34 protein-coding genes are annotated in these 23,786 nt (G+C 39.2%); 32 read left to right on the top strand and 2 right to left on the bottom strand.

Annotation, left to right across the window (positions count from 1 at the left end):
* Positions 1 to 65: 65 nt before the first annotated feature.
* The 3 genes from tuf to ATZ35_RS03285 all read left to right on the top strand — a co-directional run bounded on the left by tuf (position 66) and on the right by ATZ35_RS03285 (position 2,356).
* The gene (gene tuf / locus ATZ35_RS03295; RefSeq protein WP_010761693.1) at positions 66 to 1,253 is read left to right on the top strand and encodes an elongation factor Tu; all 1,188 of its coding nucleotides are present in this window, start codon (positions 66 to 68) and stop codon (positions 1,251 to 1,253) included.
* 232 nt (positions 1,254 to 1,485) lie between these two features.
* Positions 1,486 to 1,812 carry a PadR family transcriptional regulator gene (locus ATZ35_RS03290; RefSeq protein ID WP_010766235.1) on the top strand — a complete coding sequence of 109 codons (327 nt, stop codon included), beginning with the start codon at positions 1,486 to 1,488 and terminating at the stop codon, positions 1,810 to 1,812.
* Positions 1,802 to 2,356: a DUF2812 domain-containing protein gene (locus tag ATZ35_RS03285; protein WP_208929484.1), complete on the top strand. Its 555-nt coding sequence runs from the start codon at positions 1,802 to 1,804 to the stop codon at positions 2,354 to 2,356. Before ATZ35_RS03290 ends, ATZ35_RS03285 begins: the two co-directional genes overlap by 11 nt.
* Before the next feature lie 96 nt (positions 2,357 to 2,452).
* Here the strand turns inward: ATZ35_RS03285 and ATZ35_RS03280 are convergent, their stop codons facing one another.
* The gene (locus ATZ35_RS03280) at positions 2,453 to 2,845 is read right to left on the bottom strand and encodes a tautomerase family protein (protein WP_208929483.1); all 393 of its coding nucleotides are present in this window, start codon (positions 2,843 to 2,845) and stop codon (positions 2,453 to 2,455) included.
* A 22-nt stretch (positions 2,846 to 2,867) separates the two neighbouring features.
* Entirely contained in the window at positions 2,868 to 3,623 is a 756-nt protein-coding gene (locus tag ATZ35_RS03275; RefSeq protein ID WP_208929482.1) for a DeoR/GlpR family DNA-binding transcription regulator, read from the bottom strand.
* A 285-nt stretch (positions 3,624 to 3,908) separates the two neighbouring features.
* Between ATZ35_RS03275 and ATZ35_RS03270 the strand changes: the two genes are divergently transcribed.
* The 29 genes from ATZ35_RS03270 to rpmD all read left to right on the top strand — a co-directional run bounded on the left by ATZ35_RS03270 (position 3,909) and on the right by rpmD (position 23,784).
* Positions 3,909 to 5,369 carry a CoA-acylating methylmalonate-semialdehyde dehydrogenase gene (locus ATZ35_RS03270; protein WP_208929481.1) on the top strand — a complete coding sequence of 487 codons (1,461 nt, stop codon included), beginning with the start codon at positions 3,909 to 3,911 and terminating at the stop codon, positions 5,367 to 5,369.
* Positions 5,370 to 5,385: 16 nt separating this feature from the next.
* Positions 5,386 to 6,207 (top strand): 5-deoxy-glucuronate isomerase, encoded by an 822-nt coding sequence (gene iolB, locus ATZ35_RS03265; RefSeq protein WP_244148201.1) that lies wholly within the window; start codon positions 5,386 to 5,388, stop codon positions 6,205 to 6,207.
* A 14-nt stretch (positions 6,208 to 6,221) separates the two neighbouring features.
* A complete protein-coding gene (gene iolC / locus ATZ35_RS03260; RefSeq protein ID WP_208929480.1) occupies positions 6,222 to 7,181 on the top strand; it encodes a 5-dehydro-2-deoxygluconokinase in 960 nt (319 codons plus the stop codon).
* Between the two features lie 21 nt (positions 7,182 to 7,202).
* The gene (iolD, locus tag ATZ35_RS03255; RefSeq protein WP_208929479.1) at positions 7,203 to 9,116 is read left to right on the top strand and encodes a 3D-(3,5/4)-trihydroxycyclohexane-1,2-dione acylhydrolase (decyclizing); all 1,914 of its coding nucleotides are present in this window, start codon (positions 7,203 to 7,205) and stop codon (positions 9,114 to 9,116) included.
* Positions 9,117 to 9,240: 124 nt separating this feature from the next.
* Complete coding sequence (locus ATZ35_RS03250) at positions 9,241 to 10,245, top strand: Gfo/Idh/MocA family protein (protein ID WP_208929478.1); 1,005 nt, start codon at positions 9,241 to 9,243, stop codon at positions 10,243 to 10,245.
* Between the two features lie 246 nt (positions 10,246 to 10,491).
* Entirely contained in the window at positions 10,492 to 11,520 is a 1,029-nt protein-coding gene (gene iolG / locus ATZ35_RS03245; RefSeq protein WP_208929477.1) for an inositol 2-dehydrogenase, read from the top strand.
* Between the two features lie 29 nt (positions 11,521 to 11,549).
* Positions 11,550 to 12,443, top strand: a complete 894-nt coding sequence (gene iolE / locus ATZ35_RS03240) for a myo-inosose-2 dehydratase (RefSeq protein ID WP_208929476.1) — start codon at positions 11,550 to 11,552, stop codon at positions 12,441 to 12,443.
* 24 nt (positions 12,444 to 12,467) lie between these two features.
* A complete protein-coding gene (locus ATZ35_RS03235) occupies positions 12,468 to 14,069 on the top strand; it encodes a solute:sodium symporter family transporter (RefSeq protein WP_208929475.1) in 1,602 nt (533 codons plus the stop codon).
* 53 nt (positions 14,070 to 14,122) lie between these two features.
* Entirely contained in the window at positions 14,123 to 14,428 is a 306-nt protein-coding gene (locus ATZ35_RS03230; protein WP_208929474.1) for a PTS sugar transporter subunit IIB, read from the top strand.
* Between the two features lie 411 nt (positions 14,429 to 14,839).
* Complete coding sequence (gene rpsJ, locus ATZ35_RS03225) at positions 14,840 to 15,148, top strand: 30S ribosomal protein S10 (protein ID WP_002389727.1); 309 nt, start codon at positions 14,840 to 14,842, stop codon at positions 15,146 to 15,148.
* 24 nt (positions 15,149 to 15,172) lie between these two features.
* Entirely contained in the window at positions 15,173 to 15,802 is a 630-nt protein-coding gene (gene rplC, locus ATZ35_RS03220) for a 50S ribosomal protein L3 (protein WP_010766222.1), read from the top strand.
* Between the two features lie 25 nt (positions 15,803 to 15,827).
* A complete protein-coding gene (gene rplD, locus ATZ35_RS03215) occupies positions 15,828 to 16,451 on the top strand; it encodes a 50S ribosomal protein L4 (RefSeq protein WP_208929473.1) in 624 nt (207 codons plus the stop codon).
* On the top strand, positions 16,451 to 16,741 hold the full coding sequence (gene rplW / locus ATZ35_RS03210) for a 50S ribosomal protein L23 (RefSeq protein WP_010761688.1): 291 nt from the start codon (positions 16,451 to 16,453) through the stop codon (positions 16,739 to 16,741). Before rplD ends, rplW begins: the two co-directional genes overlap by 1 nt.
* 38 nt (positions 16,742 to 16,779) lie before the next feature.
* Positions 16,780 to 17,610, top strand: coding sequence for a 50S ribosomal protein L2 (gene rplB, locus ATZ35_RS03205; protein ID WP_086278229.1), 831 nt, complete (start codon positions 16,780 to 16,782; stop codon positions 17,608 to 17,610).
* 42 nt (positions 17,611 to 17,652) lie between these two features.
* On the top strand, positions 17,653 to 17,931 hold the full coding sequence (rpsS, locus tag ATZ35_RS03200) for a 30S ribosomal protein S19 (RefSeq protein ID WP_010761686.1): 279 nt from the start codon (positions 17,653 to 17,655) through the stop codon (positions 17,929 to 17,931).
* Between the two features lie 21 nt (positions 17,932 to 17,952).
* Positions 17,953 to 18,300, top strand: coding sequence for a 50S ribosomal protein L22 (rplV, locus tag ATZ35_RS03195; protein ID WP_010761685.1), 348 nt, complete (start codon positions 17,953 to 17,955; stop codon positions 18,298 to 18,300).
* 212 nt (positions 18,301 to 18,512) lie between these two features.
* The gene (rpsC, locus tag ATZ35_RS03190) at positions 18,513 to 19,169 is read left to right on the top strand and encodes a 30S ribosomal protein S3 (protein WP_010766221.1); all 657 of its coding nucleotides are present in this window, start codon (positions 18,513 to 18,515) and stop codon (positions 19,167 to 19,169) included.
* Positions 19,170 to 19,171: 2 nt separating this feature from the next.
* Complete coding sequence (gene rplP / locus ATZ35_RS03185) at positions 19,172 to 19,606, top strand: 50S ribosomal protein L16 (protein ID WP_002356208.1); 435 nt, start codon at positions 19,172 to 19,174, stop codon at positions 19,604 to 19,606.
* Positions 19,596 to 19,784: a 50S ribosomal protein L29 gene (rpmC, locus tag ATZ35_RS03180; protein ID WP_010761682.1), complete on the top strand. Its 189-nt coding sequence runs from the start codon at positions 19,596 to 19,598 to the stop codon at positions 19,782 to 19,784. The genes rplP and rpmC overlap by 11 nt, the downstream gene beginning before the upstream one ends.
* 23 nt (positions 19,785 to 19,807) lie before the next feature.
* The gene (gene rpsQ, locus ATZ35_RS03175; protein ID WP_010766219.1) at positions 19,808 to 20,074 is read left to right on the top strand and encodes a 30S ribosomal protein S17; all 267 of its coding nucleotides are present in this window, start codon (positions 19,808 to 19,810) and stop codon (positions 20,072 to 20,074) included.
* A 59-nt stretch (positions 20,075 to 20,133) separates the two neighbouring features.
* Positions 20,134 to 20,502, top strand: coding sequence for a 50S ribosomal protein L14 (gene rplN, locus ATZ35_RS03170; protein ID WP_010766218.1), 369 nt, complete (start codon positions 20,134 to 20,136; stop codon positions 20,500 to 20,502).
* 34 nt (positions 20,503 to 20,536) lie between these two features.
* Positions 20,537 to 20,845, top strand: coding sequence for a 50S ribosomal protein L24 (gene rplX, locus ATZ35_RS03165; RefSeq protein WP_010761679.1), 309 nt, complete (start codon positions 20,537 to 20,539; stop codon positions 20,843 to 20,845).
* A 26-nt stretch (positions 20,846 to 20,871) separates the two neighbouring features.
* Positions 20,872 to 21,411, top strand: a complete 540-nt coding sequence (gene rplE / locus ATZ35_RS03160; RefSeq protein WP_010770625.1) for a 50S ribosomal protein L5 — start codon at positions 20,872 to 20,874, stop codon at positions 21,409 to 21,411.
* Positions 21,412 to 21,429: 18 nt separating this feature from the next.
* Positions 21,430 to 21,615: a type Z 30S ribosomal protein S14 gene (locus tag ATZ35_RS03155; RefSeq protein ID WP_002356214.1), complete on the top strand. Its 186-nt coding sequence runs from the start codon at positions 21,430 to 21,432 to the stop codon at positions 21,613 to 21,615.
* 35 nt (positions 21,616 to 21,650) lie between these two features.
* Positions 21,651 to 22,049 carry a 30S ribosomal protein S8 gene (gene rpsH, locus ATZ35_RS03150; RefSeq protein WP_010761677.1) on the top strand — a complete coding sequence of 133 codons (399 nt, stop codon included), beginning with the start codon at positions 21,651 to 21,653 and terminating at the stop codon, positions 22,047 to 22,049.
* A gap of 31 nt (positions 22,050 to 22,080) precedes the next feature.
* On the top strand, positions 22,081 to 22,617 hold the full coding sequence (rplF, locus tag ATZ35_RS03145; protein ID WP_025869795.1) for a 50S ribosomal protein L6: 537 nt from the start codon (positions 22,081 to 22,083) through the stop codon (positions 22,615 to 22,617).
* 96 nt (positions 22,618 to 22,713) lie between these two features.
* Positions 22,714 to 23,070, top strand: a complete 357-nt coding sequence (rplR, locus tag ATZ35_RS03140; RefSeq protein ID WP_010761675.1) for a 50S ribosomal protein L18 — start codon at positions 22,714 to 22,716, stop codon at positions 23,068 to 23,070.
* A 20-nt stretch (positions 23,071 to 23,090) separates the two neighbouring features.
* Entirely contained in the window at positions 23,091 to 23,591 is a 501-nt protein-coding gene (rpsE, locus tag ATZ35_RS03135; RefSeq protein ID WP_010761674.1) for a 30S ribosomal protein S5, read from the top strand.
* Positions 23,592 to 23,604: 13 nt separating this feature from the next.
* Positions 23,605 to 23,784 (top strand): 50S ribosomal protein L30, encoded by a 180-nt coding sequence (gene rpmD, locus ATZ35_RS03130; RefSeq protein ID WP_010770629.1) that lies wholly within the window; start codon positions 23,605 to 23,607, stop codon positions 23,782 to 23,784.
* The last annotated feature ends 2 nt before the right edge of the window (positions 23,785 to 23,786 follow it).

The raw sequence follows: 23,786 nt of genomic DNA, 5'->3' as shown, positions 1-23,786 counted from the left end.
CAGGTAGCTGTAAAACTATCTATCAAATAAAATAAAATTCATATATTTTAGGAGGAACATTTAAAATGGCTAAAGAAAAATTTGACCGTTCTAAACCCCATGTAAACATTGGTACTATTGGACACGTTGACCATGGTAAAACTACATTAACTGCTGCAATCGCAACTGTGTTAGCTAAACACGGTGGCGGTGAAGCTCAAAACTATGCTGATATCGATAACGCTCCAGAAGAAAAAGAACGTGGTATCACGATCAACACTTCTCACATCGAGTATGAAACTGATGCTCGTCACTACGCACACGTGGATTGCCCAGGACACGCGGATTACGTTAAAAACATGATCACTGGTGCTGCACAAATGGATGGAGCTATCTTAGTAGTATCTGCTGCTGATGGTCCTATGCCTCAAACTCGTGAGCACATCTTGTTATCACGTAACGTTGGTGTACCATACATCGTTGTTTTCTTAAACAAAATGGATATGGTAGATGACGAAGAATTATTAGAATTAGTAGAAATGGAAGTTCGTGATTTATTATCTGAATATGACTTCCCAGGTGACGACACTCCTGTTATCGCTGGTTCTGCTTTGAAAGCATTAGAAGGCGACGCTTCATACGAAGAAAAAATCATGGAATTAATGGCTGCAGTTGATGAGTATATCCCAACTCCAACTCGTGATACTGACAAACCATTCATGATGCCAGTCGAAGACGTATTCTCAATCACTGGACGTGGTACAGTTGCTACTGGCCGTGTTGAACGTGGAGAAGTTCGCGTTGGTGACGAAATCGAAATCGTTGGTATTAAAGAAGATACAGCTAAAACAACAGTTACTGGTGTTGAAATGTTCCGTAAATTGTTAGACTACGCTGAAGCTGGCGATAACATCGGTGCTTTATTACGTGGTGTTGCACGTGAAGATATCGAACGTGGACAAGTATTGGCAAAACCTGCTTCAATCACTCCACACACAAAATTTAAAGCTGAAGTTTATGTTTTATCAAAAGAAGAAGGCGGACGTCACACTCCATTCTTCACAAACTACCGTCCTCAGTTCTACTTCCGTACAACTGACGTAACTGGTGTAGTTGAATTACCAGAAGGCGTTGAAATGGTAATGCCTGGTGATAACGTTGCAATGGACGTTGAATTAATCCACCCAATCGCTATCGAAGACGGAACTCGTTTCTCTATTCGTGAAGGCGGACGTACTGTTGGTTCAGGCGTTGTTTCTGAAATTACTAAATAATTGCAGATTAATATAAAGTAACAAAACCGACTTAAAACATCGGCGTACTCGGACGTAAGTCGAAGGGATTTCCCTTCGGCTTTTTTTTTGTTTCGGATAGTTTATACATAAAATGAGATTCAAAGGTAGATTGTTTTTTTTGAAAAATATATTGACATATATCGAGGTTCGATATAATATAGTAATACGATATATCGAACCTCGATATATAATTGAGAGGGATGAGCTGCTAATGGAAGATAAACTGAAAAGAATTTACATACCAATGACCGAAACGGGTTTCTATATTTTATTTGCTCTTAAAGAAGAACGTCATGGTTATAACATCATCCAATATGTAAAAGAGTTAACGAATCAAGAAATTATTATTAGTGCAGGAACAATGTATGGAAGCCTTGGTAAGATGGAAAAAGACGGTTTGATTCAAGTGGTGAAAGAAGAAGATAGGCGAAAAAGTTATTTGATTACATCGTTGGGGGAAGAAGTACTCAATCATGAAATCAATAGAATTAAAAGGTTGTATAAAAATAGTATTGGGGAGAGACTAGATGAAAACTAAAAAAATAAGGAAAAGGTTTGAGTTGGCTGATTATTTAGAGGAAGAAAAATTTTTACAAGTGCAACATAAAAAAGGCTGGAGAATGGTAAATTTGAAGTTAGGATTTAGTACCTATATTTTTGAAGAGTGTGAACCAGATGATTATGCATATCAACTAGATTTCAAACAACAAGAAAAAGATCTTGAAGAGTATCTACAACTCTTTGAAGATTGTGGCTGGGAGCACTTTTATAAATTGGGCAACTGGTATTATTTTAGGAAGAAAAAATCTGAAATACCAGAAGAAAATGTGATTTTTAATGATGCTCCAACGCGCGCTGAAATGGCGAAAAAAGTTGTAAGGTTTCAAGGGATGATTTCTTTCATTGCGTTGTTCCCGTTGTTTTATATAGTTCCTATATTGCTGAATAGAGGGGAGGGGAGAAGCAATGTTCTGCTTGCTTTGTTATCAATCTATGGTGTGATAATGGTTGTTTTGACTGGTAGTCAGTTAAGAAATTTTTGGAAGCTCAATCAGATCATCAAGAGAGAAGAGCAGATATAAAGAGCCAGGATCGTTATCTTTTTGCGCTTGCTGTTTTCTCATGTCTAAAGACCGAAACAAAACTGATTATTGGTTTTGTTTCGGTCTTTTTATATTTTAGAGTTCGCCTGTTAAAAATTGTGCTTTCCCAAAACCAAAACTCCAATCAGCATCATTATTGATGACGAAAGAAATAAGTAAGTTTTCAGGTGTAATGCCGCACAGCTCATCTAGCTGTTGCGCTAGTAGTCGATAAAATTTTTCCTTTTGAGCGGTTGTTCGTTCCCGGCTAATAACGGTTAGTGAAATCATCTTAGTAGGATCTCTTTTAAACCCTAATCCTGTATCTTCCATCACCATTTCAAAAGGTTTGTGTTGTGTAACAATTTGATATCTATCACCTGTTGGGACGTCAAAGGAAGCTAGGACTACGGAATGAGTGACGTCGAGTATCGTTTGTATTTCTTCTTTGCTGAGACCTTCGACTAAATCGAATTTTAATAGTGGCAAGTTGAGTCCTCCTTTTTCATGTTTAGTTGCTATATAAAAGTTCGACTGAATGTGAATCGCAAAACTCTACATACTTTTCGGGTATCTCTCTTGTTGTGACAATTCCTTTAATGCTTTCTAAAGGAGAGTAGGTGAGCAAAGTAGAATGGTCGAATTTTGAACGATCTGCGAGTAGGTAAATATCTTTGGTTCTTTGAACGATCATTTTTTTAATCCGATATTCCATCAAATCTGAATTGGTCAAACCGCTTGTGACTGAGACGCCAGTTGCCGCCATAAAGGCCTTGTTTATATTGTATCTTGTTACAACGGCTTCATCCTCAATTCCCACAAAAGAACGTGTTTTCCTTTTGTAGCTATTCCCAATAAGAATAAGTTGGACGTTTTTCATTGCAGCCGCAAGATTGATAATATCAAGATTGTTTGTTAATAAGGTAAATGGCAATTCTGGATCAATGTGATTTAAAATTTGACTAGTGGTTGTTCCAGAATCAATGTAGATTAAATCGTCTTCATCGATCAATGCGGCAGCTCTTTTACCAATCTGCTCCTTCTCCTTTTGATTATGGATAGTCCGATTTTCAAAAGAAACTAAGCTATTCTCTACATAAACCACCCCGCCGTATACTTTTTTCAAGGTTCCTCTTTTTTCCAATTCATTGATATCGCGACGAATCGTATTTTTAGAGACGTTGAAAACGCGACATAGTTCATCAAGAGAAATGCTGCCTTGTTGTTGTATGTAATTTTCAATTTGCTGAATTCGTTGTAATTTCATCTATCTGTGGCCTTTCCACTTCGTGTAATTAGGTTTACTATAACATATGCCCTGAATGTAATCAACATGTAACCAATTTTATATGGATTTTACTCTGTATTTTTCAAGTTACGTTCTTCTAAAATAGAAACTTTAGCAAAAAGTAATCAAAAAAAGGAATATTTTACCAAAAATAGGTTGACTATCGGAAATTGGAATTGTACAATGTAATCAAAAGTTGACCAAACATTATCAGAATATGACCATTGAGTTGATTTTTAATAGAAAACAAGGAGGACGATATAGATGATAGCGGTACGAAAGTTAAAAAATTATATTGGTGGAAAATGGGTAGCCAGTCGTACAGAAAAATACGAAACGGTTTTTAATCCAGCTACGAAAGAAGAATTGTGTAAAGTGCCACTTTCTACGAAAGAAGATTTGGAAGAAGCGGTCACTGTTGCTAAAGAGGCTTTCGAAACTTGGAAAGAAATGGCTGTTCCGAGACGTGCGAGAATTCTATTCAATTATCAACAACTCCTACTCAAACATAAAGCAGAATTGGCTCGTTTGATTACATTAGAGAATGGAAAAAATCTAAACGAAGCTTTAGGAGAAGTTCAACGAGGAATTGAAAATGTAGAGTTTGCTGCAGGAACACCGACGTTGATGATGGGCGATTCATTAGCTTCGATTGCAACAGATGTAGAAGTTGCGAACTATCGTTACCCAATTGGAGTTGTGGCGGGAATCTCACCTTTTAACTTTCCGATGATGGTTCCTTGTTGGATGTTTCCAATGGCGATTTCTTGTGGGAACAGTTTTGTTTTAAAACCATCGGAAAGAACGCCATTGTTGACTGAACGGTTGGCTGAATTGTTTACAGAAGCTGGCTTGCCTGCTGGTGTTTTTAATATTGTTTATGGTGCACATGATGTTGTTAATGGGATTTTAGAACACCCAGAAGTGAAAGCGATTTCCTTTGTTGGCTCGAAACCTGTCGGCGAGTATGTTTACACTGAAGGTAGTAAACATTTGAAGCGAGTGCAAGCATTGACAGGGGCGAAAAATCATTCAATTGTTTTAAAAGACGCAGATCTAGATGATGCTGTAACTAATATTGTGTCAGCAGCTTTTGGTTCAGCCGGTGAGCGTTGTATGGCGTGTGCGGTAGTAACCGTTGAAAATGAAATAGCAGATGCATTTATCAATAAATTACAAGAAAAAGCATCCGGTATCAAAGTAGGGAATGGCTTAGACGATGGTGTCTTTTTGGGACCAGTCATTCGAGCAGAAAATCAAAAAAGAACACTCGCTTATATTGAAAAAGGGGTCGAAGAAGGAGCGCACTTGATTACAGATGGTAGGAAAAATCGTCCAGATAATGGTTATTTTGTTGGTCCGACCATTTTTGATGGTGTGACAACAGATATGAGGATCTGGCGGGATGAAATTTTTGCCCCAGTATTGTCGATCATTAGAGTAGAAAACTTGAAAGAAGCGATTATGACAGCTAATCAGTCTGAATTTGCAAATGGTGCTTGTCTTTTCACGAATAATGCCTCAGCGATTCGTTACTTTAGAGAACATATTGATGCAGGCATGTTAGGCATCAATTTGGGTGTACCAGCACCTATGGCATTCTTTCCGTTTTCTGGTTGGAAGTCTTCCTTTTATGGCACACTTCATGCGAATGGCAAAGACAGCGTAGAGTTTTACACGCGTAAAAAAGTAGTGACAGCACGATATCCTAAAGCGAATATTTAATGTGAAAGAAGGAGTAATGATGGCTCATTTAAAGTATAAACCTGTCCCACGAAAGTTATCAAAAGACATTACGCTGCTTCAACATATTAATAATGGAAATACAGCGTTGCAGTACATTGAATTAAAAGTAATCAAAATGACTAGTGGAGCTGTATTCCAAGAAAAATTAGGGAAGCAAGAAGTCTGTATCGTTGCCCTGGCGGGGAAAATTACCGTAACAGATGGAGAACAAACCTTTGAAGAAATCGGAACACGAGAAAATGTCTTTGAGAAAATACCGACTGACAGTGTTTATATCTCAATAGAACAGACGTTTGAAATCACAGCGATATCCGAAGCAACGGTTATTCTTTGTTACTCACCATCTGAAAAGAAAAAAGCAACCGCTCTGATCAAGGCGTCGGATAACACCATTGAACAAAGGGGAAAATATCAGAATAAACGGTTAGTTCATAATATTTTACCAGATACTAGTCCAATTGCAGATCGTTTGTTAGTTGTGGAAGTGTTCACTGATGGCGGTAACTGGTCTAGTTACCCACCGCATAAGCACGATCAAGATAACTTACCGTTGGAATCTAAATTAGAAGAAACCTATTATCATGAAATGAATCCAAGGCAAGGTTTTGTGTTTCAGCGGGTGTATACAGATGATCGTTTACTTGATGAAACGATGACTGTGGAAAATGGCGATGTGGTTGTTGTTCCTAAAGGCTATCATCCAGTAGGAGTGCCGGATGGTTATGATTCTTATTACTTGAACGTAATGGCTGGTCCAACTAGAAAATGGCAGTTTCACAACGATCTTGCCCACGAATGGATTTTAACTAGAGAATAGAAGGAGTGACAAGGATGACGAAAAAATTTGATATGATCGCTCTTGGTCGAGCTTGTATTGATTTGAATGCAGTGGAGTATGATCGACCGATGGAAGAGACGATGACCTTTAAAAAATATGTAGGTGGTTCACCAGCAAATATCGCAATTGGCAGTGCAAAGTTAGGCGTAAAAGTTGGTTTTATTGGGAAAATTTCAGATGACCAGCATGGACGTTTCATCAAAGAATACATGAGCAAAGCTGGAATCGATACGAGCCAAATGTTCACTGATCAAAAAGGACACAAAGCAGGATTGGCTTTTACGGAAATCAAAAGTCCAGAAGAATGTAGTATTTTGATGTATCGAGATCAAGTGGCAGACCTGTACCTAGCACCAGAAGAAATCGATGAAGACTATATCAAACAAACAGATCTTTTGTTAGTATCTGGAACGGCTCTTGCACAAAGTCCTTCTAGAGAGGCGGTACTTAAAGCGATTGCTTATGCTAGAAACAATCAGGTGAAAGTTGCATTTGAACTAGATTATCGTCCTTACACATGGCAATCACCAGAAGATGTTTCTGTTTATTATTCAATTGTTGCTGAAAATGCTGACATTGTGATCGGTACAAGAGATGAATATGATGAAATGGAAGGCAAAAAAGGTGGAACCAATCAAGCTACCATAGACTATCTATTTCAGCATCAACCAGAGCTGATCGTAATCAAGCATGGTGTAAAAGGTTCCTATGCCTATACCAAAAAGGGGGAAACCTATCAAGCAGGATCTTATAAGACACAGGTGTTGAAAACGTTTGGTGCAGGCGACTCTTATGCAGCAGCCTTTTTATATGCACTGAATACAGGGAAAGACATAGAAACTGCATTAAAATATGGTAGCGCATCGGCAGCTATTGTTGTCAGTAAGCATAGTTCATCCGAAGCGATGCCGACAGCTAACGAAATCGAGCAATTAATTGCAGAACAATCTTGATAAAAATAAGGTGGGGAAGTAATGGTTAAAAAAATTCGATTAACCACAGCACAAGCACTGATTAAATTTTTGAATCAACAATATATACAAGTTGATGGTGAAGAATTTCCTTATGTTGAAGGGATTTTCAATGTCTTTGGTCACGGTAACGTTTTAGGAATCGGTCAAGCGCTTGAAGAAAATCCAGGACATTTGAAAGTAATCCAAGGTAAAAATGAACAGGGGATGACGCATGCGGCAGTGGCGTATAGTCGGCAGAAATTAAGACAGAAAATTTTTGCTGTTACAGCATCAGCTGGTCCAGGCTCAGCCAATATGGTCACTGCGGCGGCAACGGCGTTTGCCAATAACATTCCAGTACTGATCATACCAGCAGATACATTTGCTACACGGCAGCCGGATCCAGTTTTACAGCAATTAGAACACGAAACAAGTGCAGCGATCACGACGAATGATGCGTTTAAAGCAGTTTCCAAATATTGGGATCGTATTCAACGACCAGAACAGCTGATGAGTAGTTTGCTAAGAGCGTTTGAAGTCATGACAAATCCTGCGACATGCGGCCCAGCAACGATTTGTATTGCACAAGATACAGAGGCTGAAGCGTATGATTACGATGAAGACTTCTTTAAAAAGAGAGTCCATTATATAGATCGGCAAGTTCCGACAGAACGGGAACTAAAGGGAGCGACAAAGCGAATCGCAGCAAGTAAGAAACCAGTAATCATCGTTGGAGGGGGAGCAAAGTATTCCGAAGCGCGTGAAGCTTTGATTCGTTTATCTTTACAATGTGGGATTCCGTTAGTTGAAACACCTGCGGGAAAATCCACTGTAGAAGCAGATTTTAAGAATAACTTAGGTGGTACTGGAGTTCTAGGGACATTAGCAGCCAATAAAGCAATTCGACAAGCTGATTTGATTATTGGAATTGGAACGAGGTATACAGATTTTACAACTTCTTCTAAAACTGCGTTTGATTATGAACAAGCAAAATTTTTGAACATCAATGTCAGCCGCATGCAGGCCTATAAGTTTGATGCTTTTCAGCTCGTTGGTGATGCAAGAGAGACGTTAGAGAGACTGATACCAATGTTGGCAGAATATCAAACAACATTTGGCGGAAGTATTCAACAGCTGAAAGAAGAGTGGCTGGTTGAAAGAAGTCGTCTAGGAGAGATTTCTTTTTCAAGGGAAAACTTTTCACCAGAGATCAAAGACCAATTCACTCAAGATATTCTAAATGAGTATGCGGATGCGTTACAGACTGAACTGACTCAAACCAGTGCATTTCTTACAATCAATCATACTGTAGCTAAGGAAAGTATTGTCATTGCATCGGCTGGATCTTTACCTGGCGACATGCAACGCTTATGGAATCCACTCGTGCCAAATACCTATCATCTGGAATATGGTTATTCTTGTATGGGCTATGAAATCAGCGGTGCTTTGGGGGTGAAGTTGGCCAGTCCGACACAAGAAGTATACGCCATGGTAGGTGATGGTAGTTTCTTGATGCTTCACTCAGAGCTGATTACAGCGCTACAATATGGGCAAAAGATCAATATTTTGCTATTTGATAATTCTGGATTTGGCTGTATCAATAATTTGCAAATGGGAAATGGTAGCGGTAGCTATAAATGCGAATTTAGAAATCAAAATGATCAAATCATGAATATCGATTATGCAAAAGTTGCGGAAGGCTACGGTGCTATAGCTTATCGTGCTAATACGAAAGAAGAACTTATTGCTGCGCTGGAAGATGCTAAGAAACAAGAAAAATCTACGCTGATTGAAATGAAGGTCTTACCGAAAACGATGTCAGACGGTTATGATAGCTGGTGGCATGTTGGGGTTGCTGAAGTTTCAAAAAGTCTAGATGTCCAAGAGGCATACGAGCGTAGTCAAAAAATGTTGAAAAAAGCCAAAGAGTATTAAGGGGACAAGCCCGCTTTTTTGAAAAAGCGGGTAAGTAATTGAATTGTTTTGAAAGCGCATACGCATTAGTGGAGTTGAGAGAGCTGTCCGGTAGGTTTGTAAAAAAGAAAATGGAGGCAAAATAATGGATTTAAAAGTTGGCGTCATTGGAACAGGTGCAATCGGAATCGAACATATCAAACGAATCAATGAAAAAGTACAAGGGGCTTATGTTACTGCAGTTTCTGATATCAATGTGGAACAAGCAAAAAGTTTAGCGAATCAGATCAGCGCTGTTTTTTTTGAAACAGGAGAAGAACTGATTGCTTCAACCCAAGTGGATATTATTGTAGTCACGTCTTGGGATCCAACCCATGAAAAATATGTATTAGAAGCAATCAAACATGGAAAATACGTTTTCTGCGAAAAACCTTTAGCCACAGATAGCGCAGGTTGCAAACGAATCGTTGATGCTGAAATTAAAGCTGGAAAAAAATTAGTCCAAGTCGGTTTTATGAGAAGATACGATCGTGGCTATATCGAGTTGAAAGAAGCAATCGAAACTAAGGAATTTGGGGAACCTTTGATGCTTCATTGTGCGCATAGAAATCCGACTGCAGATGAAAACTACCTAACGCCAATGGCAATCATTAATACAGGAATCCATGAAATCGATGCTCTGCGTTGGTTGCTTCAAGAAGATTACGCTTCAGCTCAGATGATTTTGCCTAAGCAAACAAGTTTTACACATGAAAAACTACATGATCCGCAAATGCTGATTTTAGAAACAACTTCTGGAATTCATATTGATTTAGAGATTTTCGTTAATTGTCAGTTTGGCTATGATATCAAATGTGATGTTGTCTGTGAAACGGGGGAGATTGGGTTAGAAGATCCAGCATACACTCATGTGAAGGCGAAAGGTAAAAACTATACTAAAATCGCACCAGATTGGCAAACTCGTTTTGTTGAAGCATATGACTATGAGTTTGAGTTGTGGATCCGTTCAATTCAAACTGGCAATCTAACAGGACCGACTGCTTGGGATGGTTATGCTGCAGCGGTTACGATGGATGCCTGTGGTAAAGCTAGAGATACTGGCGAGCGAACATTGATTCAATTACCAGAATGTCCAGCATTATATAAATGAAGCAAGAGGCTGGGACCTTACTCTATGAGTCATAGCTCAGCTTCAAAGAGTCTCACTAAACGGTGAGGGCAGATACGCCTATTATTTAGCTGAAAGAGCTAGCCTTTCGGGAAAAAGTGAAAAATGAATGGGACAAAACAGTACAGTCGTTTTTTCTTTTTCCTATCAAGGTTGAACGAGCAGTTACGCTGGGTGAGATCCAGTTGCGTGAGTTCGCTAAACTTTTATACGAGGAGGATATACGGAATGGAAAACATCAAAGTTGGAATTGTCGGTTTAGGCCGCTTAGGGAAAGTTCACGCTAAAAACTTAGCTGAGAATGTTCAGGGATGCCAATTAGTTGCTGCTTGCAGCTTTGTTCAAGAGGAATTAGATTATGCTGTCACAGAATTAGGTGTACAAGAAACATACAAAAACTACGAGGAAATGGTAAAAAGTCCAACGATCGATGCAGTTTTTATTGTTTCTCCGTCTGGTTTTCATTGTGAGCAAATTCAATTGGCAATGGAACATGGTAAACATGTCTTCAGTGAAAAACCGATTGGCTTGGATTTGGCTGAAATACAGGAAACTGAGCGAGTGATCCAAAGTCGGCCAGATCAGATTTTTATGCTAGGATTTATGCGCCGTTATGATGATTCATATCGCTATGCTAAACGGTTAGTAGATGCAGGTGAATTGGGGGAGCTGACTCTGATACGGTGTTATAGCATTGATCCTAGTTCAGGCATGGAAAGTTTTGTGAAGTTTGCTGGTGCTAGCGATAGTGGCGGGATTTTCATGGATATGTCGATTCATGATATTGATTTAGTCCGCTGGTTTACAAAAAAAGAAGTAAGTAAAGTTTGGGCGATAGGCAAAAATGCGGCTTATCCTGAATTAGATAAAGTAGGGGAATTGGAAACAGGAGCAGCGATGGTGCAGTTGGAAAATCAAGCGATGGCGATCTTGGTCGCGGGTCGAAATTGTCATCACGGATATCATGTAGAAACAGAGCTGATCGGAACCAAAGGGATGCTCAGAGTAGCGGCAGCACCAGAGAAAAATTTAGTCACGATAATGGATGAAACAGGCGTTGTACGAGCTTGTTCACAAGATTTTCCAGAAAGATTTCGTGAAGCATTCGTCAATGAAGCGAAAGAGTTTATTGCTTGCATAAAAGAGAAACGTCAGCCACAAGTTTCAGCTTATGATGGATTGCAGTCGACAAAAGTAGCATTAGCGTGTAGAAAATCGTTTGAAACAAATGAATTGATTGAAATTGACAATGGATAAGCAACATTCCTTAGAAAGGGGAGAAAAAAATGAATGATTCAAAAATTCGTTTAGGGATTGCACCGATTGCCTGGACAAATGATGATATGCCGGAGTTAGGTAAAGAAAATACATTTGAGCAGTGCATTAGCGAAATGGCTTTATCAGGATTTGTGGGGACCGAGATTGGAAATAAGTATCCCAAAGATCCAGAGATATTACGGCCTTATCTTGATATTCGAGGATTGTCGGTAGCAAGCGCCTGGTTTAGTGCCTTTTTAACAACGAAGCCTTATGAGGAGACAGAACAAGCTTTTATTGAACATATGAATTTTTTGCACGCTATGGGGGCTAAAGTGATCGTTGTTTCGGAACAAGGTCATAGTATTCAAGGGCAGATGGAGCTGGCTATTTTTAAAGAAAAGCCTGTATTTTCAGAATCGGATTGGCAAGTATTGGCAACGGGTTTGGAGCGTTTAGGCGAGTTAGCAAATGCTAAGGGGATGGCTATTGTTTATCATCATCATATGGGAACCGGTGTGCAGACGACCGAAGAAATCAATCGTTTGATGGAACTGACTGATCCTAAGAAAGTTTCTTTATTGTTTGATACTGGACACTTAGTTTTCTCAGGTGAAGATCCAATTGAAATTTATCAAAAATATCAAGACCGTATCAAGCACATCCATTTTAAAGATATTCGAAAGGATGTAGCAGGACAAGTAAGCACTACAGATCAAAGTTTTTTAAATGCAGTTAAAGCAGGTGTGTTTACTGTTCCAGGAGACGGAATGATCGATTTTGCACCTATTTGGGAAGCAATCAAGACTAGTGGGTATGCAGGCTGGATCGTGGTTGAAGCAGAACAAGATCCAGCGAAGGCGAATCCTTTTGAATATGCCGTGAAAGCGAGAAATTATATTCGTAAAATCACGAGTATTTAAAATCCAAAAAAGGAGCGGAATTCTATGAATCTATTTTCACTTATTAGTTTTGTCGTAATCGTAGCGTGTGTCTGGATTTTTGCGTACAGTCGTGCTAAAGGTGTGGATACTTCTGGCTCAGAAGGATTTTTTATGGGTGGGAGAAGCCTGACTGCTTTGCCGATCGCAGGTTCCATCATCATGACCAACTTATCAACAGAACAAATCGTTGGTCAAAATGGACAAAGCTATCACGCGGGGATGGAAGTTATGGCGTGGGAAGTAACAGCTGCGATAGCAATCGTTGCATTGGCGGTTGTCTTTTTGCCAAAATATTTTAAGTATGGCATCAATACCGTTTCAGATTTTATTGAAATTCGCTATGATACAGTGACCAAGCGGATTATTTCGATTTTATTTATCGTAACGTACATGATTTCTTTTTTACCTGTTGTTTTATATTCAGGTTCACTCGTTTTTAATAAAATTTTCCATATAGATGAACTGCTAGGTGTTCGACCGATCGTCGCAATTATTTTGGTTGCTTTGATCATTGGTGTGATCGGTATTCTTTATTTATTGATCGGCGGCCTATCATTGAGCGCCAATAGCGATACAGTCTATGGTGTTGGGTTGCTGATTTGCGGTCTGCTGATTCCAATCTTAGGTGTGATGAAATTGGGCGAGGGCAACTTTATTGGTGGAATTGATTATATTGTCGACCATACGCCATGGCTTTTGAATTCTGTTGGCGCGATCGATTCAGCGATTGTGCCGTGGCCAACGCTGATCACAGGAATGTTGTTTAACAATTTATATTTTTGGTGTACCAATCAAATGATCGTACAAAAAGCGTTGTCAGGGAAAAATCTAGCAGAAGCGCAAAAAGGGACATTTATCGTAGGTCTTTTCAAAGTGTTTGGGGCATTGTTCTTAGTCTTTCCAGGAATCGTTGCACGCAATATCTTTGGAGATGCATTGATGAATAATCCTGATAATGCCTATCCATATCTTGTGACGGAAGTGTTGCCGCAAGCCTTGTTTGGTGTATTTGCCGCTGTGATTTTTGGGGCGATCTTGTCATCCTTTGCTGGAGCCCTAAATGCGACAGCAACTCTGTTTTCGTTAGATTTCTACAAACCTGTACTTAATAAGCAAGCAGATGATAAGCAAATAGCTCGAGCTGGGAAAATTGTTACTATAGTAGTAGGGGTGATCTCTGTGATTGTAGCACCATTCATTTCCTTCGCTCCGGCGGGACTGTATCAATTTGTGCAAGAATTCAATGGATTATATAATATGCCGTTGCTAGTGATTATATTGTTTGCCTTTTATTCCAAAAAAGCTACTGCTATTGCAGCGAAATCGACAATTGCTATCCATATTGTTTTGTATGCGTTATCAAAAGTCTTTTTGAAAGACATCCATTTCTTGTATGTGCTAAGTCTGCTATTTTTCTTAGATGTTTTAATCATGCTACTTATTTCTAAGTGGAAGCCAGATGGGAATTTTGTGTTGGAGTCATTTGATACGAAAGTAGATATTAAACCTTGGCGTTATACCAAAGTTGTTTCTGTTGTATTGGTTGTCATCGTCATTTTGACGTATGTTGCATTTTCTCCGATAGGTTTAGCGAGTTTGCAATAAGGTGAAAATAGGATGATCGGAAAAAGTATGTATCGATTAACAGGAGGTCTAATATGGAAAAAAACATTTTGATTATCTGTGAGGCTGGAATCAGTGCTTCATTATTGGTTTCAAAAATTCTTGAATCGCTTAGAGAAAAAGAGTTAGAGTACGCAATCGATTATGCACCTATCAGTCGTGTTCAGGAGAAACTAACATTTAAAAATTACGATGTATTGCTTTTAACCCCTCAAGTTGCACGGTATGAGGATAAAATACAAACAATCGTTGATCAGGAAAAATGTACATCTAAAATCATCTTTATAAAACCGGAAGATTTTCAGTATATGAATGTGGAGCGAATGATTAGTCAACTGTAAATATAAAGGGATAGGACGAAACGAAACATGTTTTGTCTTATTTTTTTTTCGTGAAAATATAGCTTATTTGTTAGAGGTGCGTTAGCACATAATTCATTTTTTCTTCTATTATAAAGTTGTTAAATTGTTCATTGGATTCATTATGCATAAAGAAATAAAAATTCAAGAAAATGCTTGCAATAAAAAAATGCCTTTTTTCTGAAAAAAACCTTGCTATTACTATGTTTCTATAATATAATTACAAAGGTGCTGTTTACAGAAGTGTAAAAGCATTGGTAAATCAAGCTTTTGATCTACCGGCTAAGAAACGAGAGGTTGCGACACGCCCGGACGCTTTGCCACGAACGAGCGTGACGGAAAAATTTTCGTGGAGCTATGTCTACTTTCAAAATAGGCGAAGGAGGGAACAAGATGGCAAAACAAAAAATTCGTATCCGTTTAAAAGCGTATGAACACCGTATTTTAGATCAATCAGCGGATAAAATTGTGGAAACAGCAAAAAGAACTGGAGCTGACGTGTCAGGACCAATTCCATTACCAACAGAACGCTCGCTTTACACAGTTATTCGTGCGACTCATAAATACAAAGATTCACGCGAACAATTCGAAATGCGTACGCACAAACGTCTAATCGACATTGTGAACCCAACACCAAAAACAGTTGATGCTTTAATGAAGCTTGACTTACCATCTGGTGTGAATATTGAAATCAAACTATAAAATCAAGATGATGGAGGTGTACTCATGACCAAAGGAATCTTAGGAAAAAAAGTGGGAATGACACAAATCTTTACTGAGTCTGGTGAATTAATTCCAGTAACAGTAGTTGAAGCTACGCCAAACGTAGTTTTACAAGTAAAAACTGTTGAGACTGACGGATACGAAGCTATCCAAATCGGTTACCAAGACAAACGTGAAGTATTAGCGAACAAACCTGCGAAAGGTCATGTTGCAAAAGCAAACACGGCTCCTAAGCGCTTCATTAAGGAATTCAAAAATGTTGAGCTAGGAGAATATGAAGTAGGTAAAGAAATTAAGGTAGATGTTTTCCAAGCAGGAGACATTATTGATGTTACAGGAACTTCGAAAGGTAAAGGATTCCAAGGCGTTATCAAACGCCACGGACAAAGCCGCGGACCAATGAGTCACGGATCTCGTTACCACCGTCGTCCTGGGTCAATGGGTCCAGTTGCACCTAACCGTGTATTTAAAAATAAAAAACTTGCCGGCCGTATGGGTGGTAACCGCGTAACAATTCAAAATCTTGAAATTGTTAAAGTGGACGCTGAAAGAAATGTAATCATGATCAAAGGAAACATTCCTGGAGCGAAAAAATCATTAATCACAATCAAATCAGCTGTGAAAGCTAAATAAGCGTAGGGAAAGGAGGAACTAAGGAATGCCGAATGTAGCATTATTTAAACAAGATGGAACTCAAAATGGTGAAATCACTTTAAACGAAGAGATTTTCGGAATCGAACCAAATGAAACTGTTGTCTACGATGCAATCATCATGCAACGTGCTTCATTAAGACAAGGTACACACTCAGTAAAACACCGCGGAGAAGTTCGTGGCGGCGGCCGTAAACCATGGCGTCAAAAAGGAACTGGTCGTGCTCGTCAAGGTTCAATTCGTTCACCACAATGGCGTGGAGGTGGCGTAGTCTTCGGACCAACACCGCGTTCTTACAGCTACAAACTTCCTAAAAAAGTTCGTCGTTTAGCAATGAAATCTGTATTGTCAGAAAAAGTTGCTGAAAACAACTTGGTAGCAGTTGAAGCGTTAGGCTTTGATGCACCAAAAACAAAAGAATTCAAACAAGTTTTAACAAACTTATCTATTGATGCGAAAGTATTAGTTGTTTTAGAAACAGGAAATGATTTTGCAGCATTGTCTGCACGTAATCTACCAAACGTTTCTGTAGTAACTTCTGATAACGTAAGTGTTTTAGATATCGTTTCTAATACTAAAGTATTGGCAACACAAACTGCTCTTACTCAAATTGAGGAGGTGCTTGCATAATGAACTTACTAGACGTAATCAAACGCCCAGTGATCACTGAAAAATCCATGCTTGCTATGGACGAAAAGAAATACACTTTCGAAGTGGACACTCGCGCAAACAAAACTTTAGTAAAACAAGCTGTTGTAGCAGCATTTGATGTTAAAGTTAAAAACGTAAACATCATTAACGTGCGCCCTAAATTTAAACGTATGGGCAAACACGCTGGTTACACAAAAAAACGTCGCAAAGCTGTTGTGACTTTAACAGATGATTCAAAAGAAATTCAAATTTTCGATGCTGCTGAATAAGCAGTCCATGTTAACTATTAAATGGGAGGGAAAAAGACGTGGCGATTAAAAAGTATAAACCTACCACAAATGGCCGTCGTAATATGACAGCATCTGATTTTGCTGAAATCACGACATCAACACCTGAAAAATCGTTGTTGGCGCCATTAAAAAACCATGCCGGTCGTAACAACAACGGTCGTATTACAGTTCGTCATCAAGGTGGCGGTCACAAACGTCAATACCGTATGATCGACTTCAAACGTAATAAAGATAACGTTGTAGCGGTTGTCAAAACTATCGAGTATGATCCAAACCGTTCTGCTAACATCGCGTTAGTACATTACGAAGATGGAATCAAAGCATACATTCTAGCACCAAAAGGATTGGAAGTAGGCATGCGCCTTGTTTCCGGTACTGAAGCAGATATTAAAGTAGGGAACGCATTACCATTGGAAAATATTCCAGTAGGTACTGTTGTCCACAATATTGAAATGAAACCTGGTAAAGGCGGTCAATTGATCCGTTCTGCTGGAACAAGTGCACAAGTACTTGGTAAAGAAGGCAAATACGTATTAATCCGTTTGAACTCTGGTGAAGTTCGTATGATCTTAGCAACTTGCCGTGCAACAATCGGTGCTGTTGGTAACGAACAACACGAATTAATCAACATTGGTAAAGCTGGCCGCTCTCGTTGGATGCGTAAACGCCCAACAGTTCGTGGTAGCGTAATGAACCCGAACGATCACCCACACGGTGGTGGTGAAGGGAAACAACCGATCGGACGTAAAGCTCCAGTATCACCTTGGGGTCAACCAGCAATCGGCTTGAAAACTCGTAATAAAAAAGCTAAATCAGACAAACTTATTGTTCGTCGTCGTACTAAATAATTTTTTTGACCATGTGTCGTACATTTTGAGAGGAGGTTCACCATGGGTCGTAGTTTGAAAAAAGGACCTTTCGCTGATGAGCATTTAATGAAAAAAGTAGAAGCTCAACAAGGTGCCGAAAAGAAGAAAGTAATTAAAACTTGGTCTCGCCGTTCTACAATTTTTCCAACATTCGTTGGATTTACAATTGCCGTATATGATGGACGTAAACACGTTCCTGTATACATCCAAGAAGACATGGTAGGACATAAATTAGGTGAATTTGCACCAACTAGAACTTATCGTGGCCACGGAGCCGACGATAAGAAAACTAGACGTTAATTTTGAGGGGAGGAAATGCAAATGTCAGAACAAATTACATCAGCTAAGGCAACTGCAAAAACAGTTCGCACTTCACCTCGTAAAGCCCGTTTAGTAATCGATCTTATCAGAGGTAAAAGCGTTGCGGATGCAATTTCTATCTTGAAATTCATGCCAAACAAATCTGCTGGAATCATTGAAAAAGTTTTAATGTCAGCAGTTGCTAACGCAGAAAATAACTTTGACTTAGACGTTGAAAACTTAGTAGTATCTGAAGCATTTGTCAACGAAGGACCAACAATGAAACGCTTCCGTCCACGTGCAAAAGGTTCAGCATCACCAATTAACAAACGTACAAGTCATCTTACAGTAGTCGTATCAGAAAAATAATCTGTTTTAAACAGATGTCACTTGATAAGAGGAGGAACCGTTATTCTTAATGCTTTGGCATTTTGAAATAATGGCTGCCAAACCTTAAAAGATTAAGAGGAGGACCATTATTTTTAGTGCTTTAGCACTTAGAGTTAATGGATACCGAACCTCAAGATGAAACCTATTTATTTTAATAAATAGGTGTCAAAAGATAAGAGGAGGGACAATCAGTGGGTCAAAAAGTACATCCAATTGGAATGCGTGTAGGCATCATCCGCGACTGGGATGCAAAATGGTATGCTGAAAAAGAGTATGCTGAGTTCTTACACGAAGATTTAAGAATCCGTAAATTTATCGCGACAAAACTTGCTGATGCCGCTGTGTCTACAATTGAGATCGAGCGCGCTGCAAATCGTGTGAACATTTCAATCCACACAGCTAAACCAGGTATGGTTATCGGTAAAGGCGGATCTGAAGTCGAAAACCTAAGAAAATCATTAAATTCACTAACTGGCAAAAGAGTTCATATCAACATCATTGAAATCAAAAAACCAGATTTAGATGCAAAATTAGTAGGCGAAGGAATTGCACGTCAATTAGAAAACCGTGTTGCTTTCCGTCGTGCTCAAAAACAAGCGATCCAACGCACTATGCGTTCAGGCGCTAAAGGAATCAAAACACAAGTATCAGGTCGTTTAAACGGTGCTGATATCGCTCGTTCAGAAGGTTACTCTGAAGGTACAGTTCCACTTCACACTTTGCGTGCTGATATTGATTACGCATGGGAAGAAGCAGACACAACTTACGGAAAATTAGGAGTTAAAGTGTGGATTTACCGTGGAGAAATTCTTCCAACGAAAAAAAACACTGAGAAAGGAGGGAAATAATCATGTTAGTACCTAAACGTGTAAAACACCGTCGTGAATTTAGAGGTAAAATGCGTGGTGAAGCCAAAGGCGGAAAAGAAGTAGCATTTGGTGAATGGGGTTTACAAGCAACTGAATCTCACTGGATTACTAACCGTCAAATCGAAGCTGCCCGTATTGCTATGACTCGTTATATGAAACGTGGCGGGAAAGTATGGATTAAAATTTTCCCTCACAAATCATACACAAGTAAAGCAATTGGTGTTCGTATGGGTAAAGGTAAAGGGGCTCCTGAAGGCTGGGTTTCACCAGTTAAACGTGGCAAGATCATGTTTGAAATCGCAGGCGTACCTGAAGAAGTAGCTCGTGAAGCACTTCGCCTTGCATCCCACAAATTACCGGTGAAAACCAAAATTGTAAAACGTGAGGAAATGGGTGGTGAATCGAATGAAGGTTAAAGAAATCAGAGAATTAACCACTGCCGAAATGCTTGAAAAAGAAAAGCAATTCAAAGAAGAATTATTTAATCTTAGATTCCAACTAGCAACAGGTCAATTAGAAAACACTGCACGTATTCAAGAAGTACGTCAATCGATTGCACGCATCAAAACAGTATTGCGTGAACAAGCTAACTAATAGTGGAAGGAGGCCAAACGCGTATGACTGAAGAAAGAAATCAACGCAAAGTTTACCAAGGTCGTGTTGTTTCAGATAAGATGGATAAAACTATCACTGTTGTCGTAGAAACAAAGAAAAACCATCCTATTTACGGTAAACGTATGAAATATTCTAAGAAATACAAAGCTCATGATGAAAACAACACTGCAAAAGTTGGAGACATCGTAAGAATCATGGAAACTCGTCCATTATCAGCTACAAAACGTTTCCGTTTACTAGAGGTAGTCGAAGAAGCAGTTGTCATCTAATAAAAACGAGATTTTCCTATATAGATTGAAACATAAAATCTGAAAGGGGGATACACATCGTGATCCAACAAGAAAGCCGATTAAAAGTCGCAGATAACTCAGGTGCTCGTGAAATCTTAACGATTAAAGTACTAGGTGGTTCTGGACGTAAAACTGCTAACATTGGTGACGTGATTGTTGCTACGGTTAAACAAGCAACGCCAGGTGGGGTTGTCAAAAAAGGTGAAGTCGTAAAAGCCGTTATCGTTCGTACTAAATCAGGAGCTCGTCGTACAGACGGTTCATACATTAAATTTGATGAAAATGCTGCTGTAATTATTCGTGATGATAAGAGCCCGCGTGGAACTCGTATCTTCGGTCCTGTTGCACGTGAATTACGTGAAAACAACTTCATGAAGATCGTTTCTCTAGCACCAGAAGTATTATAATCAGGACACGTATCAAAGGAGGTGCGAAACAGTAATGTTTGTTAAAAAAGGCGATAAAGTGAAAATTATCACTGGCAAAGACAAGAATAAAGAAGGCGTTGTATTAGCAGCGTTTCCTAAAAAAGACAAAGTCATCGTTGAAGGTGTTAACATCATGAAAAAACACCAAAAACCAAATCAAGCAGCGCCGCAAGGCGGAATCCTAGAAGTCGAAGCGCCGATTCATGTTTCTAATGTAATGGTGATTGACGGAACAGGTGTAGCTGGTCGTGTAGGTTACAAAGAAGTCGATGGTAAAAAAGTCCGTGTTTCTAAAAAAACCGGTGAAGTCTTAGATAAATAGATTAAAAGGAAGGAGGGGCTTACTAAATGAACCGCCTGAAAGAAAAATATATTAAAGAAATTACTCCAGCATTAGTGGAAAAATTTAATTATAGTTCAGTTATGCAAACACCAAAAGTTGATAAGATCGTTATTAACATGGGTGTGGGCGATGCTGTTTCAAACGCAAAAAATTTAGATAAAGCAGTTGAAGAATTAGCATTGATCACAGGTCAAAAACCATTGATCACGAAAGCTAAGAAATCAATCGCTGGTTTCCGTTTACGTGAAGGCATGCCAATCGGTGCGAAAGTTACTTTACGCGGAGAAAGAATGTACGAATTTTTAGATAAATTAGTATCTGTTTCTCTACCTCGTGTACGTGACTTCCACGGAGTAAGCAAAAAAGCTTTTGATGGACGTGGTAACTATACTTTAGGTGTTAAAGAACAATTAATCTTCCCAGAAGTTGATTATGATTTAGTAGATAAAGTACGCGGTATGGACATCGTTATTGTAACTACAGCAAACACAGATGAAGAATCTCGTGAATTGTTGACACAATTAGGTATGCCATTCCAAAAATAATAAAAGGAGGCGAACTACGTGGCTAAAAAATCAATGATTGCTAAAAACAAACGCCCTGCCAAACATTCAACACAAGCGTATACTCGTTGTGAACGTTGCGGACGTCCACATTCAGTTTATCGTAAATTTCATCTTTGCCGTATTTGCTTCCGCGAACTTGCCTATAAAGGTCAAATTCCCGGCGTGAAGAAAGCTAGCTGGTAAACAAGTAAACTCGCATAAAGGAGGTAAATAGTTCAATGGTCATGACAGATCCAATTGCAGATTTTCTAACGCGCATTCGTAATGCAAACATGGTTAAACATGAAAGCTTAGAAGTGCCTGCGTCAAAAATCAAACGTGATATCGCTGAAATCTTGAAACGTGAAGGTTTTGTACGCGATGTAGAATATATCGAAGATGACAAACAAGGCGTGATTCGTGTTTTCCTTAAATACGGTAAAAACGAAGAACGTGTTATCACAAACTTAAAACGTATCTCTAAACCAGGTCTACGTGCTTATGTCAAATCTGACGAAGTACCTAAAGTATTGAATGGTCTAGGAATCGCGATTATCTCTACTTCTGAAGGTGTTGTAACTGATAAAGAAGCAAGAGCTAAAAACATCGGCGGCGAAGTAATCGCCTACGTATGGTAATTTAAAAAAACACACAAGGAGGTGTCTCTAAGTGAGCCGTATTGGTAATAAAATCGTTGTACTTCCTGCTGGCGTCGAAGTCAAACAAGAAGGAAACAACATTACTGTAAAAGGACCTAAAGGTGAATTAACACGTGAATTTTCTGCTGATATCACAATGAATATCGAAGGAAATGAAGTAACATTCACTCGTCCAAATGATAGCAAAGACATGAAAACAATCCACGGAACAACTCGTGCGAACTTCAACAACATGGTTGTTGGTGTAAGTACAGGCTTTGAAAAAGGTCTTGAACTTATCGGGGTTGGGTACCGTGCTCAAATGCAAGGGACTACATTAGTTCTTAACGTTGGGTATTCTCATCCAGTAGAAATTACACCACCAGCTGGTGTAACTGTAGAAGTACCTTCGAATACACAAGTAGTTGTAAAAGGCGCTAACAAAGAACACGTTGGTGAATTAGCAGCAAATATTCGTGGTACTCGTCCTCCAGAACCTTATAAAGGCAAAGGAATCCGTTATGTTGGCGAATTCGTACGTCGTAAAGAAGGTAAAACTGGTAAATAATAGCAGCTTGAGAGTTATTTTTCAACTTCGTTTGAAAAATAACGATCCGTTGTCTATCGCAGCTTAAGAGCTAGCAAATACAAAGAGGTGACAATTGTGATTACAAAACCAGATAAAAACAAAACACGCCAAAAGAGACATCGTCGTGTACGTAACAAAATCTCTGGTACTGCTGAGTGCCCACGCTTGAACGTATTCCGTTCTAACAAAAACATCTACGCGCAAATCATTGATGACGTAGCGGGTGTAACGCTAGCAAGTGCCTCTGCCTTAGATAAAGAAATTTCAGGTGGAAACAAAACAGAAACAGCCGCAGCTGTTGGTAAATTAATCGCTGAACGTGCCGCTGAAAAAGGCGTTAAAGTAGTAGTCTTTGACCGTGGTGGATACCTTTACCATGGCCGCGTGCAAGCTTTAGCTGAAGCAGCGCGTGAAAATGGACTAGAATTTTAGGAGAAGGAGGAACACCATTCATGGTTTATATTGATCCAAAACACTTGGAATTAGAAGACCGCGTGGTTTCTATCAACCGTGTAACGAAAGTTGTTAAAGGTGGACGTCGTCTACGCTTTGCAGCATTAGTTGTTGTGGGAGATAAAAACGGTCACGTTGGCTTTGGGACTGGTAAAGCACAAGAAGTGCCAGAAGCAATCCGTAAAGCAATCGAAGACGCGAAGAAAAACTTAGTTGAAGTGCCTATGGTTGGTTCTAGTATCCCTCACGAAGTGATTGGGGTATTCGGTGGTGGCCGTATCCTTATGAAACCTGCAGTAGAAGGTTCTGGGGTAGCCGCTGGTGGACCAGTTCGTGCCGTATTGGAATTAGCTGGTGTAGCAGATATTACATCAAAATCATTAGGTTCAAACACACCAATCAACGTTGTTCGCGCAACAGTTGAAGGGTTAAAACAATTAAAACGTGCCGAAGAAGTGGCAGCACTTCGTGGTAAATCTGTAGAAGAAATCTTAGGATAAGGAGGACAAAATAATGGCTGAATTAAAAGTTACATTAAAACGCAGCGTTATCGGACGTCCTCAAAACCAAAAAGATACAGTTAAAGCATTAGGTTTAGGTAAACTAAACAGCTCTGTTGTGAAACCTGCTAACGAAGCAGTTAAAGGTATGATCAACACTGTGTCACATTTAGTGGACGTTGAAGAAGTTTAATT

It is taken from the genome of Enterococcus rotai (assembly GCF_001465345.1).
GTDB lineage: Bacteria > Bacillota > Bacilli > Lactobacillales > Enterococcaceae > Enterococcus_L > Enterococcus_L rotai.
This window is presented reverse-complemented; position numbering and strand designations above follow the sequence as displayed.